This window comes from Georgenia sp. M64, from assembly GCF_038049925.1.
In the GTDB taxonomy this organism is placed as follows: domain Bacteria; phylum Actinomycetota; class Actinomycetes; order Actinomycetales; family Actinomycetaceae; genus Georgenia.
Map to the genome: position 1 here is coordinate 2849405 of NZ_CP145809.1, position 15804 is coordinate 2865208.

General features: G+C 75.2%; 15 protein-coding genes. 4 read left to right on the top strand and 11 right to left on the bottom strand.

The genetic code is table 11. The features are described 5' to 3' along the window. Positions 1 to 28 precede the first annotated feature (28 nt). Together uraH and uraD are read right to left on the bottom strand one after the other, a co-directional pair. Complete coding sequence (gene uraH / locus AAEM63_RS12805; protein ID WP_341358643.1) at positions 29 to 367, bottom strand: hydroxyisourate hydrolase; 339 nt, start codon at positions 365 to 367, stop codon at positions 29 to 31. Beyond that, the gene (uraD, locus tag AAEM63_RS12810; RefSeq protein WP_341358644.1) at positions 364 to 870 is read right to left on the bottom strand and encodes a 2-oxo-4-hydroxy-4-carboxy-5-ureidoimidazoline decarboxylase; all 507 of its coding nucleotides are present in this window, start codon (positions 868 to 870) and stop codon (positions 364 to 366) included. Before uraD ends, uraH begins: the two co-directional genes overlap by 4 nt. 364 nt (positions 871 to 1234) lie before the next feature. Between uraD and AAEM63_RS12815 the strand changes: the two genes are divergently transcribed. Next, positions 1235 to 1780 carry a DoxX family protein gene (locus tag AAEM63_RS12815; protein ID WP_341358645.1) on the top strand — a complete coding sequence of 182 codons (546 nt, stop codon included), beginning with the start codon at positions 1235 to 1237 and terminating at the stop codon, positions 1778 to 1780. Between the two features lie 93 nt (positions 1781 to 1873). Here AAEM63_RS12815 and gatB read toward each other — a convergent pair whose 3' ends face one another. The 4 genes from gatB to AAEM63_RS12835 are packed head-to-tail and all read right to left on the bottom strand — an operon-like array spanning position 1874 to position 5639. Beyond that, complete coding sequence (gatB, locus tag AAEM63_RS12820) at positions 1874 to 3370, bottom strand: Asp-tRNA(Asn)/Glu-tRNA(Gln) amidotransferase subunit GatB (RefSeq protein WP_341358646.1); 1497 nt, start codon at positions 3368 to 3370, stop codon at positions 1874 to 1876. Further along, a complete protein-coding gene (gatA, locus tag AAEM63_RS12825) occupies positions 3367 to 4875 on the bottom strand; it encodes an Asp-tRNA(Asn)/Glu-tRNA(Gln) amidotransferase subunit GatA (RefSeq protein WP_341358647.1) in 1509 nt (502 codons plus the stop codon). Before gatA ends, gatB begins: the two co-directional genes overlap by 4 nt. Then, positions 4872 to 5171: an Asp-tRNA(Asn)/Glu-tRNA(Gln) amidotransferase subunit GatC gene (gatC, locus tag AAEM63_RS12830; RefSeq protein WP_123913711.1), complete on the bottom strand. Its 300-nt coding sequence runs from the start codon at positions 5169 to 5171 to the stop codon at positions 4872 to 4874. The genes gatA and gatC overlap by 4 nt, the downstream gene beginning before the upstream one ends. A 33-nt stretch (positions 5172 to 5204) precedes the next feature. Further along, positions 5205 to 5639, bottom strand: a complete 435-nt coding sequence (locus AAEM63_RS12835; protein ID WP_341358648.1) for a pilus assembly protein CpaE — start codon at positions 5637 to 5639, stop codon at positions 5205 to 5207. 88 nt (positions 5640 to 5727) lie between these two features. On the opposite strand from AAEM63_RS12835, the gene AAEM63_RS12840 reads away from it, so the two are divergent. Next, positions 5728 to 7017 carry a phospholipase D-like domain-containing protein gene (locus AAEM63_RS12840; RefSeq protein WP_341358649.1) on the top strand — a complete coding sequence of 430 codons (1290 nt, stop codon included), beginning with the start codon at positions 5728 to 5730 and terminating at the stop codon, positions 7015 to 7017. Between the two features lie 49 nt (positions 7018 to 7066). Here AAEM63_RS12840 and AAEM63_RS12845 read toward each other — a convergent pair whose 3' ends face one another. From AAEM63_RS12845 to AAEM63_RS12855, 3 genes are all read right to left on the bottom strand, one after another. After that, entirely contained in the window at positions 7067 to 7582 is a 516-nt protein-coding gene (locus tag AAEM63_RS12845) for a GNAT family N-acetyltransferase (protein ID WP_341358650.1), read from the bottom strand. A 20-nt stretch (positions 7583 to 7602) separates the two neighbouring features. After that, positions 7603 to 9909 carry an NAD-dependent DNA ligase LigA gene (gene ligA, locus AAEM63_RS12850; RefSeq protein ID WP_341361367.1) on the bottom strand — a complete coding sequence of 769 codons (2307 nt, stop codon included), beginning with the start codon at positions 9907 to 9909 and terminating at the stop codon, positions 7603 to 7605. Between the two features lie 96 nt (positions 9910 to 10005). Beyond that, entirely contained in the window at positions 10006 to 10185 is a 180-nt protein-coding gene (locus AAEM63_RS12855; RefSeq protein ID WP_341358651.1) for a hypothetical protein, read from the bottom strand. Positions 10186 to 10334: 149 nt separating this feature from the next. Here AAEM63_RS12855 and AAEM63_RS12860 point away from each other — a divergent pair, with 149 nt between their 5' ends. Further along, the gene (locus AAEM63_RS12860) at positions 10335 to 13772 is read left to right on the top strand and encodes an FtsK/SpoIIIE domain-containing protein (RefSeq protein ID WP_341358652.1); all 3438 of its coding nucleotides are present in this window, start codon (positions 10335 to 10337) and stop codon (positions 13770 to 13772) included. Between the two features lie 15 nt (positions 13773 to 13787). On the opposite strand, the gene AAEM63_RS12865 is transcribed toward AAEM63_RS12860, so the two are convergent. Then, a complete protein-coding gene (locus AAEM63_RS12865) occupies positions 13788 to 14702 on the bottom strand; it encodes an NAD(P)H-binding protein (RefSeq protein WP_341358653.1) in 915 nt (304 codons plus the stop codon). Positions 14703 to 14854: 152 nt separating this feature from the next. Then, the gene (locus AAEM63_RS12870) at positions 14855 to 15298 is read right to left on the bottom strand and encodes a hypothetical protein (protein ID WP_341358654.1); all 444 of its coding nucleotides are present in this window, start codon (positions 15296 to 15298) and stop codon (positions 14855 to 14857) included. A 227-nt stretch (positions 15299 to 15525) separates the two neighbouring features. Here AAEM63_RS12870 and AAEM63_RS12875 point away from each other — a divergent pair, with 227 nt between their 5' ends. Beyond that, positions 15526 to 15774: a WhiB family transcriptional regulator gene (locus AAEM63_RS12875; protein WP_123913725.1), complete on the top strand. Its 249-nt coding sequence runs from the start codon at positions 15526 to 15528 to the stop codon at positions 15772 to 15774. Positions 15775 to 15804 lie beyond the last annotated feature (30 nt).

The window sequence follows — 15804 nt, forward strand, 5'->3', positions numbered from 1 at the left end:
TCCTCGGTGGTCCGGTCTCGGGCGGCGCTCAGCTGCCGCGGTAGGTGGTGTACGCGAACGGGCTCAGCAGGAGCGGGACGTGGTAGTGCTCCCGCCCCTCCTCGACCCGGAAGTCGACGGTGACCTGCGGGTAGAAGGTCTCGGTGCCCCGGGCGGCGAAGTACGGACCCGTGGCCAGGACCAGACGGTAGGTCCCCGGCTCCAGGCGGGCCGGCCCGAGGTCGTGGCACCGCCCGTCGGCGTCGGTCACGGCGGCGGCCACCTCGGTGGTGCCGTCGGCGCCGTGACGGGCCAGGGTCACCGCGACGCCCGCGGCGGGCGCGCCGGCGACGGCGTCGAGGACGTGGGTGGTCACGTGCGAGGTCACGACAGCTCTCCCTCGAGTCTCAGGACGGCGATCTCACGCAGCTGCTCGGCGGCCACCCGACGTTCCGTGGCTGGGTCGTTGCCCAGGCGCTCCTCGAGCGCCGCGAGGATCTGCGCGGCGTCCCGGCCGGCCGCCCGGATGAGGAAGACGTGGCCGAACCGGTCCTCGTACCTGCGGTTGCCCTCCTCGAGCCGCCGCGCGAGCTCCGGGTCGTGCCCGACGCCGGCCTGCTCACGCCGGGAGTGCTCGGCGTCGCGCCCGTCCGTCGTGGGGCGCTGCCCGATGCGCGGGTGCCGGGCGAGGGCGGCGTCGACCTCGTCGTCGGTGAACGGCACCGCCGCGACGCGTGCCCGCTCGAGCGCGGCGGCGACGACGGGGTACGGTCGGCCCGCCGTCACCTCCCGCGCCCAGCGCGGCACCGCCGCACAGCTCATCGCGGTGGCGAGCGCGTCCTCCGGCGTGGCGCCGTTGAACCGCGCGAGACCGCCGGGCAGGTCGACCATCCACTCCCCCACTTCCGTCTGTCGGAACTTACGTTCCGTGCGATGAATCCAAGCGTGCGAGGACCGCCCCTGTCAAGGTCACGTGGTCACGAAATCGCCGAAAATGTCCGGACCGGGAAATCCGGTGAGGCGTCCCAGCGGCGCGGCCCGGACCCTGACGTCGCGCCCCTCCTGGGACATCCGCGCAGGTCAGACGGGCCAGATAGCCGTTCGCGGGAGAAAGGGCCCACATGCCCCGGGAGGGACGAGCGGGGGATTTACGGCGCACCGGGACTTTCGCCCCAAGAATCGGACAATGCGCCCTGTCAGTCTTTCGTCAAGAGCTACCACACCGGCTCACCCGATGCTCACAAGGAGAGCAACCATGGCAACCGCAACCCCGCACCGCACCGCTCCCGGGACGACGACGTTCCAGGAGGAGATCGTCACCTCCTCCGCCGTGCGCAAGACCCTGGCTGTCGGCCGCATCATCATCGGCTGGGTCTTCCTCTGGGCCTTCGTCGACAAGCTGCTCGGCCTGGGCTACATGACCCCCACCGAGCGCGCCTGGATCAACGGCGGCACTCCCGCCCAGGGCTTCATCAAGGGCATCGAGGGCCCGTTCCACGGCGTCTTCCAGGTCTTCGCCAACCCGTTCGGCGACTTCCTCTTCATGTTCGGTCTGCTCGGCATCGGCGTAGCCATGATCGCCGGGGCGGGCCTGAAGATCGCCGCCGTCGGCGGCACCCTGCTCATGCTCTTCATGTACCTCGCCGAGCTGCCCCTGGCCCTGGGCGGCACGAACCCCATCACGGACTCGCACTGGGTCGAGGCCATGCTCCTCATCATCTCCGCCGTCACCCTCTCGGGCGACACGTGGGGCCTGGGCAAGTGGTGGGCCGGCAAGGTCGGCAACAGCTGGCTCCGCTGACACCCACGACCTGAACGGAGAGAGGGGCCCCGGTCGTCACGCCGGGGGCCCCTCTCTCCGTTCTCGTCGCGCCACGGCGACGGGCGCGACGGCTCAGCCGATGCGCGCCATGAGGATCTCGCGGACCCGGCCGGCGTCGGCCTGACCGCGGGTCGCCTTCATCACGGCCCCGACGATCGCGCCGGCCGCCTGGACCTTGCCGCCGCGGATCTTCTCCACCACGTCAGGGTTGGCGGCGATGGCCTCGTCCACGGCCGCCTCGAGCGCGCCGTCGTCGGAGACGACCTCCAGCCCACGGGCCACGACGACCTCTTCCGGCGAGCCCTCACCGGCGAGAACGCCCTCGAGCACCTGCCGGGCGAGCTTGTCGTTGATGCGACCGGCATCGACGAGGGCCGCGAGCTCGGCGACCTGCGCGGGGGTCACCGCGAGCTCCTCGAGCGTGACGCCCGCGGTCTTGGCGGTCCGGGACAGCTCCCCCATCCACCACTTGCGGGCCGCGGCCGGGCTCGCGCCCGCGGCCACGGTGGCCTCGACGAGGTCGCCCGCGCCGGCGTTGACGAGGTCGCGCATCTCGGCGTCGGCAAAGCCCCACTCCGCCTGGAGCCGCCGGCGGCGCACGGCGGGCATCTCGGGCAGCGAGGCCCGGATCTGCTCGACCCACTCCCGGGGCGGGGCCAGCGGCACGAGGTCCGGCTCCGGGAAGTACCGGTAGTCCTCGGCGTCGGACTTCACCCGGCCGGGCGAGGTGGAGCCGGTGTCCTCGTGCCAGTGCCGGGTCTCCTGGACCACGGCCCGACCGGCGTCGAGGACGGCGGCCTGGCGGGAGATCTCGTGACGCACCGCGCGCTCGACGGAGCGGAAGGAGTTGACGTTCTTCGTCTCCGTCCGGGTGCCGAGCGGGGAGTCCGGGCTCGGGCGCAGGGAGACGTTGACATCGGCCCGGACGTTGCCGCGCTCCATCCGGGCCTCGGAGACGCCGAGGGCGCGGAAGATGTCCCGCAGGGCGGCGACGTAGGCGCGCGCCACCTCCGGGGCCCGCCGGCCGGCGCCCTCGATCGGGCGGGTGACGATCTCCACCAGGGGGATGCCGGCCCTGTTGTAGTCCACGAGGGAGTACTCCGCGCCCTGGATGCGCCCGGTCGACCCGCCGACGTGGGTGTTCTTCCCGGCGTCCTCCTCCATGTGCGCGCGCTCGATCTCCACGCGGAAGACCGTGCCGTCCTCGAGCTCGACGTCGAGGTGGCCGTCGTAGGCGATGGGCTCGTCGTACTGGGACGTCTGGAAGTTCTTCGGCACGTCGGGGTAGAAGTAGTTCTTCCGGGCGAACCGGCACGTCTCGGCGATCCGGCAGTTCAGGGCCAGCCCGATCCGCACGGCGTACTCCACCGCCTTGCCGTTGACGACCGGCAGGGCGCCCGGCAGGCCGAGCGAGACGGGGGTGACGGCGGTGTTGGGCTCCGCGCCGAAGGTCTGCGGGGCGCCGTCGAACATCTTCGACGCCGTGCCGAGCTCGACGTGGACCTCGATCCCGAGCACCGGGTCGTAGCGGTCAAGGGCCTCGTCGAGGTCCACCAGCGTCGCGCTCATCGGGCCACCTCCAGCTCCGGGGCACGGCCGAGGATCGGCCCGCCCCACCTCTCCTCCAGCAGGCGCTCGAGCGCACCGCCCACCCGGTAGAGCCGGGCGTCCTCGCGCGCCGGGGCGAGGATCTGGAACCCCACGGGCAGGCCGTCGTCGCTCAGTCCGGCAGGCAGTGACATGCCGGGGATCCCGGCGAGGTTCGCCGGGATGGTCGCGACGTCGTTGAGGTACATGGCGAGCGGGTCGTCGAGCTTCTCCCCCAGCCGGAACGCCGTCGTCGGCGTGGTCGGCGAGACGAGGACGTCGGCCTGGTCGAACGCCGCCGCGAAGTCGCGCTGGATGAGGGTGCGCACCTTCTGCGCGGAGCCGTAGTAGGCGTCGAAGTAGCCCGCGGACAGCGCGTGCGTACCCAGGATGACGCGGCGCTTGACCTCGTCGCCGAACCCGGCGCCGCGGGTGGCGGCCATGACGCGCTCGGCGGTGGCCGGGCCGTCGGCCGGCTCGACCCGCAGCCCGAAGCGCATGCCGTCGAACTTGGCGAGGTTCGACGAGCACTCGGCCGGCAGGATGAGGTAGTAGGCGGCCAGGGCGTAGTCGAAGCTCGGGCAGGAGACCTCCACGACCTCCGCGCCGGCCTGCTCGAGCAGGGCGACGGACTCCTCGAACCGGGCGCGGACGCCCTCCTGGTAGCCCTCACCGCCGAGCTCGCGCACGATGCCCACGCGCACGCCGGCCAGGTCGCCGTCGCGGGCCGCGTCGGCGTAGCCGCGGGCGTGGCCCGGCAGGGAGGTCGAGTCCAGCGGGTCGTGCCCGCCGATGACCTCGTGCAGCAGGGCCGAGTCCAGCACGGTGCGCGAGACGGGTCCGGCCTGGTCGAGGGAGGAGGCCAGCGCGATGAGCCCGTAGCGCGAGACGGAGCCGTAGGTCGGCTTCACCCCGACCGTGCCGGTGACCGCGGCCGGCTGGCGGATGGACCCGCCCGTGTCGGTGCCGATGGCCAGCGGCGCCTCGTAGGCGGCCACCGCGGCCGCGGAGCCGCCGCCGGAGCCACCCGGGATCCGGTCGAGGTCCCACGGGTTGTGGGTGTTGCCGTAGGCGGAGTGCTCGGTCGAGGAGCCCATGGCGAACTCGTCGAGGTTGGTCTTGCCGAGGATCGGCATGCCGGCGGCCCGCAGGCGGGTGACGACGGTGGCGTCGTAGGGCGGGACCCAGCCCTGGAGGATCTTCGAGCCGGCGGTGGTCACCTGCCCCTGGGTGACCACGATGTCCTTGACGGCGATCGGCACACCTGCGAGGGCGTGCAGCTCCTCGCCGGCGGCGCGGCGGGCGTCGACGTCCGCCGCCGTGGCCAGCGCCTCGTCGGTGTTGACGTGGAGGAAGGCGTGGACGGCGCCGTCGACGGCGGCCGTGCGGTCCAGGTGGGCGCGGGTGACCTCGACGCTGGAGACGTCGCCGTCGCGCAGGAGGGTGGCCAGCTCGGCCGCGGTGCGGCGCGTGAGGTCGGCGCTCATGCGTCCTCGCCCAGGATCTGCGGGACGGCGAACATCCCGTCCTGCGCGGCGGGCGCGGCTGCCATGACGGCGTCGCGGTCGAGGGTGGCGACCACGACGTCCTCGCGCATGACGTTCGTCAGCGGGATCGGGTGGGAGGTGGCGGGCACCTCGGGCGTGGCGACCTCGCTGACCCGGGCCACCGCGGTGGCGATGACGTCGAGCTCGCCGGCGAGGCGGTCGACCTCCTCGGGCGTCAGCTCGATGCGGGCGAGGGCCGCGACGCGCGCGACCTCGTCGGAAGAGATGGTGGACATGCCCGCGAGTCTAGACGCCGGGCCGGGCTCGGCTCAGCCGGCGGCGCGGCCCACGAGGTCCAGGACGGCGAGCGCGTAGGCGTCGGCCGGCTCGGGCGCGCGGTGCTCGACCTCGACGTCCCGCGAGCCCTCCGGCACCACCGTGGTGACGACGTAGAGGTCCTCGCGCCGCAGCGAGCGGAACGTGCCGCCGAGGAGCTCGCGGAGCTGGTCCTCCCGGGGGAGCCACAGGGTCCGCTCGATCATCACCGAGTCCAGGGCCCACTCCGTCGTGCCGTTGAACGCCAGGACCGTGCCGGTGGCGTACCGGCGCGCCTCGATCGTCATCTCGGAGAGGGTGAAGACCTCCCCGGCGAGCTCGGGGGCGTCGACGAGGAACCGGTCCCCCGACGCCGGCCGCCAGAGCACGCCGGCCGCCCGCAGGCGCCGGGCCAGGTCGGTGGAGATTGTCGTCGTGGTGGTGGTCATCGCTCCAGTATCGCCGGGCCGGGTGTCGGGCGCGCCCCGGGGCGGCGGCCCCCGGGCCGGCCGGGGTGAGCACCGATAGGTTGGCGCCATGACGCTCGCCCAGCGCCTCGGCCACGCCCTGCTGACCCGGCCCCACCTGACTGTGCGCCACGTGTGGCGGGCGGCCCGCCTCTACGTCGCGGCGACCGCCGCCGCGCAGACGGCCGCGGTGGTGACGGTCCTGGCCGTGGACCGGGTGCGCAAGCACCGCGAGCCACCGACCGGGGAGTTCCCGCACAAGGACCCGGCCGAGGTCGAGGTCGCCGACTCGCGGGTGCGCACCTTCACCTACGGTGCCGACCTCTACGAGGACATGCTGGCCTCGATCCACGGGGCCCGGGACACGATCTACTTCGAGACCTTCATCTGGAAGTCCGACACGGTCGGCCAGACCTTCAAGGACGCCCTCGTCGCGGCCGCCCGGCGCGGGGTGACGGTCTACGTCGTCTACGACAGCTGGGGCAACCTCGTCGTCCCCCCGGCGTTCAAGCGCTTCCCGGACCTGCCGGGGCTGCACGTGCTGCGCTTCCCGCTGTTCCGCCCGGGTCTGGTCACGTTCAACCTGCGCAAGACCGGCCGCGACCACCGCAAGGTCCTCGTCGTCGACGGCCGGGTGGGCTATGTGGGCGGCTACAACATCGGCGACCTCTACGCCACGCAGTGGCGTGACACCCACGTGCGGGTCGAGGGCCCGTCCGCGTGGGAGCTGGAGAACGCGTTCGTCGACTTCTGGAACGACCACCGCAGGAAGCACCACCCGCTGATCCCCGACCGGGGCGCGCGGTCCTGGGACGCCCGGATCCGTGCGGCGCAGAACTCCCCCAACCGGCTCATCTTCCCCGTCCGGGGGATCTACCTCGAGGCGATGGACCGCGCCCAGCACCGGATCTACATCACCCAGGGCTACTTCATCCCCGACCGGGAGATCCTCGCCGGGCTGGTGGCAGCCGCCCGGCGCGGGGTGGACGTGCGGGTGCTCATCCCGGAGTACTCCAACCACATCCTTGCCGACTGGGCCGCCCGGACCTACTACTCCCGCCTCCTCGAGGCGGGGGTGAGCATCTGGCTCTTCCAGGGAGCGATGGTCCACGCCAAGACGATGACGGTCGACGGGCGCTGGACCACGGTCGGGACGACGAACATCGACCGCATGTCGATGACGGGGAACTTCGAGATCAACCTCGAGCTCCACGACGACGACCTCGCCGCCGAGATGGAGCGGATCTTCGAGGTGGACATGACCAACGCGCGCCGGCTCACCGTCGAGGAGTGGGAGGCCCGCGGTCACGTCAGCCGGCTGCTCGAACGGATCCTCAAGCCGCTGGGGCCGCTGCTGTGACGGTCGCGCGGACCGCTCCCGTGCGGGCGGCGCCGGCCCCGCCAGAGGCTCAGACCCGCTGCTCGTAGAACCACATCAGCGCGGCCGGGTCCCACGCACCGATGTAGTCGCGCGCCGGCACGCGCCGGTACCCCACCCGCTCGTAGAGCCGGTGCGGGGTGCCCGGACCGTCCACCGAGAGCACGGAGAGGACCAGCGCCGGGTAGCCCTGCTCCCGGGCCCACTCCGCGGCGCCGCGCAGGAGCGCCTCGGCGACACCGCGCCGCTGCGCGGCGGGGTCGACCGCGAGCATCCGGACCTCGAGCTCGTCCCCCGCGGCGATGTCGGCGTAGCCGCTGCCGGGCGGCGCCAGCGTGACGGTGCCGAGGACACGGCCACCCTCCCGCGCGACGAGGACCACGGTCTCGGCCGCGCGGTGGGCCACGTCGCGCAGGGTCGCCGCGTAACCACCGTCGTCCTGCGCCAGGATCTCCGCGGACCGATAGGCGTCGACGCACAGCTCGCCCACCCGGGCGTGCTCCTCGGGCCGGACGAGGTCGACGGCCAGGCGGGCGGTACGGGTCACGGCCTCATTATCGCCGGACCTCACGCCTCCCGGACGACGCCCTCCACCGCTGCCGGACCGCCCTGCAGGAGGCTGACGAAGCCCGCCTCGTCGAGGACGGGCCGCCCGAGGGCGCGCGCCTTGTCCTCCTTGGTCCCGGCGTTCTCCCCGACGACGACGAAGTCGGTCTTCCTCGACACCGACCCGGCGGCCTTGCCGCCCCGGGCGATGATGGCCTCCTTCGCCGAGTCGCGGCTGAAGCCCTCGAGGGAGCCGGTCACCACGACGGTGAGCCCCTCCAGGGTGCGCTCGACGGTGGTGTCGCGCTCGTCCGCCATGCGCACGCCCGCGGCGTGCCACCGCTCGACGATGTCCAGGTGCCAGTCCTCCTCGAACCATGCCTTGAGGGCGGCGGCGATGACCGGACCGACACCGTCGACGGCCGCGAGCTCCTCCTCGGTCGCGGCGCGGATCGCCTCGAGCGAGCCGTACTCGGTGGCGACGGCCCGGGCTGCGGTGGGGCCGACGTGCCGGATGGACAGCGCGACGAGCACCCGCCACAGGGGCTTGTCCTTGGCCTTGTCGAGCTCGGCGACCATCCGCTCGGTGGTGGCCGTCGGCTTCGAGGGCCGGGCGAGGGTGCCGTCGCGCCTGTAGGTCGGTGCCGTCCAGAAGAAGAGCCGCTGCTCCCAGCGGCCCGTGCCGACGCCCGCCTTCTTGATCTCGCGCCACACCCGCACGTCGGCGAGCGCGTCGGGGGTGAGGTCGAACAGCCCCGCCTCGGTCGTGAGGACCGGCCGCTGCCGCTCCGGCAGGCGGGCGTCCGCGGCGGCGAGGTCGTCGGGGGTGGGCACCGGTCCGTGGCCGGCCTCGACCGCGAGCGCGAGCGCGGCCTCCTCCCGGCCCGCCTCGGGGTCGGTCAGGGCCAGCGCCGCCTCGCCGCCGAGCGCCTCGATGTCCAGCGCCCCGCGCCCGGCGATGTGGGCGACCCGCTCGGTGAGCTGGGCGGGGCACGAGCGGGCGTTGGGGCAGCGCAGGTCGACGTCGCCCTCCTTCGCCGGGGCCAGCGGCGTGCCGCACGAGGGACACCGCTCGGGCATGACGAACTCCCGCTCGCTGCCGTCGCGGAGGTCGACGACGGGGGCCACGATCTCGGGGATGACGTCGCCGGCCTTGCGCAGGACCACCGTGTCGCCGATGAGGACGCCCTTGCGACGGACCTCGTTGGCGTTGTGGAGGGTGGCCATCGCCACGGTCGAGCCGGCCACCAGCACCGGCTCCATGACGCCGTAGGGCGTCACCCGGCCGGTGCGACCCACGTGCACCCGGATGTCCAGCAGCCGGGTGTTGACCTCCTCCGGCGGGTACTTGTACGCCGCCGCCCAGCGGGGCGCCCGCGACGTGGCACCCAGGCGGCGCTGCAGCGCGAAGTCGTCGACCTTGACGACGATCCCGTCGATCTCGTGCTCGACGTCGTGCCGGTGCTCACCGAAGTAGGCGATCATCTCCTCGACGCCGGCCTCGCTGTCCACCACCCGCGTGCGGTCCGAGACCGGGACCCCCCACGAGCGCAGCGTCTCGTACAGCGCGGACTGCGTGGCCGGGGCGGCCGCTCCCACCGGCCCCCAGTCGACGGCCCCGATGCCGTGGGCGACCATCGCCAGGCGGCGCGACGCGGTGATGCGGGGGTCCTTCTGCCGCAGCGAGCCGGCCGCGGAGTTGCGGGGGTTGGCGAACGGGGCCCGGCCCGCCTCCACCAGGGAGGCGTTGAGGGCCTCGAACGCCTCGACCGGGAAGTAGACCTCCCCCCGGATCTCGATGCTCGCCGGGTGGGGCCCACCGGCGAGCTGGTGCGGGACACCCTCGACGGTGCGCACGTTGAGGGTGACGTCCTCGCCGGTGCGCCCGTCCCCGCGGGTCGCACCCCGGACGAGGCGGCCGTCCTCGTAGGTCAGGCTCACCGCCAGCCCGTCGACCTTGAGCTCGCACGTCATCGCGACGTCGCTGCGTCCGGCCTCCGCGTGCACCCGCGCCGCCCACTCGCGCAGCTCCTCGAGCGAGAAGACGTCGTCCAGGCTCATCATCTGCTGGCGGTGCTCGACGGTGGTGAAGTCGGTGGAGAACGTCCCGCCGACCCGCTGGGTCGGCGACTCGGGCACCCGCAGGTCCGGGTGCTCGGCCTCCAGCGCCTCGAGGTCACGCAGGAGGCGGTCGTACTCGGCGTCGGAGATGGTGGGCGCGTCCCGCACGTAGTACGCGAACTGGGCGGCCTCGACCTGCTCGGCGAGCTCCTGCCACCGCTGCCGGGCCTCGGCCCGGGCGGCAGCCGGAACGGCGGCCACCGGCACGCCGGCGGGGACCTCGTCGTCGTCAGGGCTCTGGTCGCTCACGGTGGACATCATGGCTCAGGCCCCCGACATCCGCCCGGGAGGTCGGGCGGCTCGTCAGCCCTGGACCGGCCCCGGGGCCTGCAGGACCGAGAGGAACGGTTCGAGGAACTCCTCGAGGAACCGCGCCGAGGAGTCGTACCCGAACAGCGGCTCGGTGGGATCGAGCGCGACGCCGACGGCCTCACGCAGACCCACCGCCATCTCGGCGGCGCCCTCGCCGGCGTCCTCGGCCATGCCATCCTCCTCGACCAGGTGTGCCCATCATGCCCCACCCCGGGCGCCGGAGCCCCACCGTCCCGCCCCGGCCGTCCACAGGCGCCGGCGGCGGGCGCCGGTCCCCAGCGGGCCGGCCGGGTGGGCGGTCGGCGGACGAGGGTGTCGCCATGACCACCCAGGCCACCGAGTCCGGACCGGTCCCGGCCCTGCGCCGTCCCCCGACCGAGCCGCCCGCGGTGCTGCGCTGCGCGTGGCACCTGGCGGTTCTCACCGGTCCGGGCGCCGGCGGGTGCCTGGGGCTCGAGCCGGGCACGTCGCTCGTGGGCCGCGCGGACGTCCTGGGCGACCCGCTGGTCTCGGCGCGGCACCTGGAGGTGCGGCTCCGGCGGGGCCGGGTGGAGGTCAGGGACCCCGGCTCGGCGAACGGCACGCGCCTGCGGCGGGCCGCGCACCGGTGGCCCGGGACGTGGCTCCTCCCGCCGTGGCGGCGGGCGCGTCGCCCCTGGGCGGACCGGCACGGCCGGCCGGGCCGCGGTCGCCGGCTGGGCACGCGGTGGCGGACGCTGAACGAGGGGGACGTGCTCGAGGTCGGGTCCACCCACCTCCAGCTGCGACCGCGCCCCGGGGACACGACGCACCCCGCCCCCCTCGCCGACGGTGCGGAGCGGGCCGCCCGGTCCGGCCGGGACACCGGCCGGTTCCTCCTGCCCGGGCTCATGGCAGTGACGACCGTCCCGATGGTCATCTCCTCCTCGGCCGGTCCGTGGCGCTGGCTCCTGGTCCTCGTGCCGGTCGCGCTGCTGTGGTCGGCGGTACGGGCCGGACGCGGCAGCGCGCCGCCCGGGCCCCTGCCGGACCCGAGCGCCGTGCTCCTCCTCGCGGGCGCCGGCCCGGGCACGACGGACGTGAGCGGGCGCCCGGGGCATCTGCTCGTCTCGGTCGACCCCGGCGGCGCGCGCCGGCCACGTCGCACCCACGGACCGCTCGACCTCACCGCCGGGTCGGTGGCCCTGGTCGGTCCGCGGGCGGTCGTCGAGGCCGTCGCCGGCTGGCTGGTGTGCCAGCTCGCCGCCCACCACCGGCCGGGCGAGCTGGCCCTCGACCTGCCGGCGTCATGGCGCTGGGCCTCCCGTCTGCCCCACCGCGCGGCCGCTGCCGGGCCGAGGGGCGGCTCGGCCGGCCCCGAGGAGGTCGCCGCACGTCTGCGCGTCGCCGCCGCCCGGCCCGACCTCACCGCCGCGCCGGGGCTGGTCCTGGCCACGGACCTCGCCGACGTCCCCCCGTGGTGCTCGCGCGTGGTCCACCTGCCCCGCACGCCACCGGGCCTCCCGGGCCCGCGCTGGTGCGCCGCGGTCGCCGCCGCCATGACGACCGGCGGGGCGGCAGTCCCGCCGCGGGTCGTGCTCCTCGCCGACCTGCTCGGGCTCGGGACGGCCGGCCCGGGCGCCGCCGCCACGGCCGAACGGCTGACCGCGGCCTGGGACCGCGGCAGCACGGGCCTGGCCGCACCGGTGGGGATCGACGCCGAGGGGGTCGTCGACCTCGACCTCACCATGGACGGTCCCCACGCGCTCGTCGCGGGCTCGACGGGGTCGGGCAAGTCCGAGCTCCTCCTCAGCTGGTTGACGGCCCTGGCCGTGCGCTGGTCCCCGGCGGCGCTCCAGGTCGTGCTCGTGGACTACAAGGGCGGCGCCACCTTCGCGCCCCTCGCCGGGCTGCCGCACACCGCGGGGGTGCTCACCGACCTGGACCCGGCGGGGACGGAGCGCGCCCTGAGCAGCCTGCGCGCCGAGATGCGACGGCGCGAGGCCCTGCTCGCCGGTGCCGGTGTACCCGACATCGCCTCCTACACCGCCGCCGGGAACCGGCTGGCGCGGCTGCTCGTCGTGGTGGACGAGTTCCGCGTGCTGGCCGAGGCGCACCCCGAGGTCCTCTCCGCCCTCGTCCGGCTGGCCGCACAGGGACGCTCGCTCGGCCTCCACCTCGTCCTGGCCACCCAACGGCCCGGTGGCGCCGTCGGCCCCGAGATCCGCGCCAACCTCGGCGTCCGGCTCTGCCTCCGGGTCCTCGAGCCGGCGGACTCGGTCGAGGTCGTCGGCACGCCCCGGGCGGCCGGTCTCGAGGGCCCCGGGCGCGCGCTGCTGCGCACCGACCGGGTGCGTGAGCTCCAGGTGGCGTGGGTCGGCCCGGACCAGGGACTCGTCCGCGAGGTGGTCGCCGGGGCGGCGCTGGCCTGGGAGCGCCGCGGTGACACCGCCGCGACGGCACCATGGGCACCTCCGCTGCCCACCGTGGTGCCATTGGACGAGATCGCCCGGCCGGACGGACCGCCGCGGCGGCCGGCAGCAGCGCCAGCCGCACCGGGTGCGGCGACAGGCCCGTCCCGCCCGGTCCGGGCCCCGGTCGCGCTGCCCCTGGCCCGCACCGACCTGCCGGACGAGCAGCGGCTGGGCACCTGGTCGTGGTCCGGCCCCGCGCTGCTGGTGACGGGCGGGCCGGGCACGGGTCGCACCCAGGCCCTGCGCACGGTGGCCGCCTCGGCACGAGCCGCGGGGGTCCCCGTTCATGTCGTCGCCGCCGACCCGGCGGCGTTCGCCGACGTCCACGACCGGTGCGCGGGCTCGCTCGTGCCCGCCGGCGACCCCCGGCTGGTCGCCCGCCTGCTCGACCTGCTCGGGGACGCCGGGCACGGCGCGCAGGTCCTCCTCGTCGACGACGCCGACGACGTCGCCGAGAACCTCGACCTCACCGGGCCGGGACGGGGCTCGGCCCTTCTGGGCACGGCGGTGCGCGGAGCCCGCCGCACTGGCGTCGCGGTCGCCCTGGCCGGCCCGCCGTCGCTCGCCGGGGCGCGGTGGCTCGAGGCGGTGCGGACCCGGGTCGTCCTGTCCCCCCGGGACGAGACCGAGGCCCTGCTGTCCGGGGTCCCCGCGGCGCTGCGCCTGCGCGGCGGGCCGCCTGGCCGGGGCGTGCTCCTGCGACCCGAGGGGGCGGTCCTGCTCCAGGTCGCGCTCGCCGGGCCGAGCGATCGGCCACCCGCGCACCCGCGGGAACCACCCGCAGGCGTCCCGCTGCTGCGGCCGCTGCCGGACGTCGTGCGGCTCGCTGACGCGCCGGTGGGCGTCGGGGTCGTCCTCGGCCGGGGCGGGGACGACGCCGGGTGGGTCACGCTCGCGTGCGCCCCGGGCGAACGGGTGCTGGTCGTCGGTCCGCCCGGGAGCGGCCGGACCACGGCCCTGGAGGTCCTCGCCCGGCAGCTCCGGCGTGCCGGCCGGACGGTCACCGCGGACGCCGGGCGAGCCCGACCGGGGGACGTCGTCGTCCTCGACGACCTCGATGCCCTGGCCGTGCTGCCGGACCTCACCGGTGTCACGGTGCTGGCCGCGGTGCGTACGGAGGCGGCGGCGACCGTCCACCGCGGCCCGCTGGCGACCTGGCGCGGGCGGGCGGACCTCGTCCTGCTCCGGCCCGGCCACCCGCTGGCGGGCCAGGTCACCGACGTCGACGTCCGCGGCGCGCTCGACCCGGTGCGGCCACGCCACGCCGGGCTGGCCGTCCTCGTCCGCGGAGGTCGCGCGGTCCCGGTCCAGGTCGCGACGCCCTGACCGACACCGGTGGGTCTACCGGCGCAGTCCCTCCTCGATCTCGGCCAGCGCCTGGGCGAGGTCGACGGAGGGCGCCCACTCCCAGGCGTGGGCCCGCGCGGCGAGGATCCGACCGGTCCAGGCGGGATCGTCGTCCCAGACCGGGTCGATCCCGAGGGCGCGGGTGACCGTCCCGTAGTAGTCGCGTGCGGTGGCGGGCCCCGCCGCGACGTCGAGGGCGGTGCACCCGCCCTCGACCGGACCCTGGCCCGGGTCGGCCGACCCCACGACCCGGCCGGTGGCGACGTCCGCGGACACGGCGGCGAGGTCGGTGACGTGCACCCACCCGAACGTCGCCGACGGGTTCGCGCGCCGGGCCTCCACCGAGCGGCGCATGGTGTCCGGCCGCAGGGTGTTCCACACCGACGTCGGCCCCGGGCCCAGGATGGCCGGCGGACGAAGGAGCACCCGGGTGATCCCGTCCACGTCACCGAGAGCGGTCTCGGCATCGCGCTTGGTCACCGCGTAGGCGCCTGCCGTGTCGTCGACGAGCGCGGCGGACTCGTCGATGTCACCCACGTCCGGCCCACGCCGGTAGACCGCCGCCGTGGAGACGTGGACCAGGCGTGCGACGCCGGCGTCCCGGGCCGCGCGGGCGACCGACCTGGTCCCCTCGACGCCGATCCGGTGCTGCGTCGCCCGGTCGGAGCCCATCGGGTGCACGGTGGTGACGACGGCGTCGGCGCCCGCGACGGCGGTCGCGGCGAGGGCGGGGTCGAAGAACTCCCCCACGTGCTCCTCCACGCCGGGGAGGTCCGGGGCCGTCCCGCCGCGCCGGACCACGGCCCGGACGCCGGCACCGCGCTCGACCAGCGCTCGGCAGACGGCCGCGCCCACCAGCCCGTTGGCCCCGGTGACCACGACGACGGATCGCTCGCTCGACTCTGTCACGGGCTCACTGTGCCACCCGCGCCGGTCGCCGGCCCGTCGGGCGGCCGGCGCGGGCCACGGGCGGCCGGCGCGGGCCACGGGCGGCCGGCGCGGGCCACGGGTGGCCGGGCCGCGGGTGACCACCGGCCGACGCACCGCGGACGAGGCGGAGGTCAGGCCACCGCGTCGGGGGCGTTGGTCCGGGAGGCGTGGTCGCGGGAGGAGGGCCACAGCACACCGGCCACCACCACGACGGCGCCGGCCACGAGGACCACCGGCAGCCAGCCGGGGAGGGAGCCCGCCAGCGCGAGCGCGGTGGCGACCTGCAGGAGCTGCCAGGTGATGACCGGTCCGCGGCCCCACCTGCTGCCGCGCCACAGGGCCCGGCCCGCCCCGCCGAGAAGTGTCGCGAAGCCGACGAAGAAGACCGCGAGCGCCACTGCGGAGCCCACGTCGAGCGCCAGCCCACGCACCGTCTCGGCCACGAGCACGACCGCGGCGACCACGAGCGCGAGCGCCTCGAGAGCGACGACCGCCAGGGCGCCGAGGAGGGGCGGCGGCGGGGTCGGGCCGGCCCTGCCGGGCACGGCGGCCGAGGGCTCTGCGGGGCGTGTCACACCGACGAGCCTACGCATCCCCGCGCGTCGCGGGAGCGGCGCCAGCCAGGCCAAAACCCTGTGAGTAACACCACCCCCGTTACCCGACGGACATTTTCCCGAAACCTCTTGTGGCCCACCGGAGGCCGTGTCAACCTTGGTGGCAGCAGCAAACACCCCTTGTCGGAAGCTGCTCCCCCCGAATGGTGAACGAGTGCTTCCGACGTGTGCCCGAAGGAGCAAGCCCTATGGATTGGCGTCACCGCGCTTCCTGCCTGACCGAGGACCCCGAGCTGTTCTTCCCGATCGGGAACACCGGTCCGGCCCTCGTGCAGATCGAGGAGGCCAAGGCCGTGTGCCAGCGCTGCCCGGTGGTCGACACCTGCCTGAAGTGGGCGCTGGAGACGGGGCAGGACTCCGGGGTGTGGGGCGGCCTGAGCGAGGACGAGCGCCGCGCGCTCAAGCGCCGCACCGCGCGCGCCCGTCGCGCCGGCTGACAGACACACACGAACGACGCCGCCGGGCCC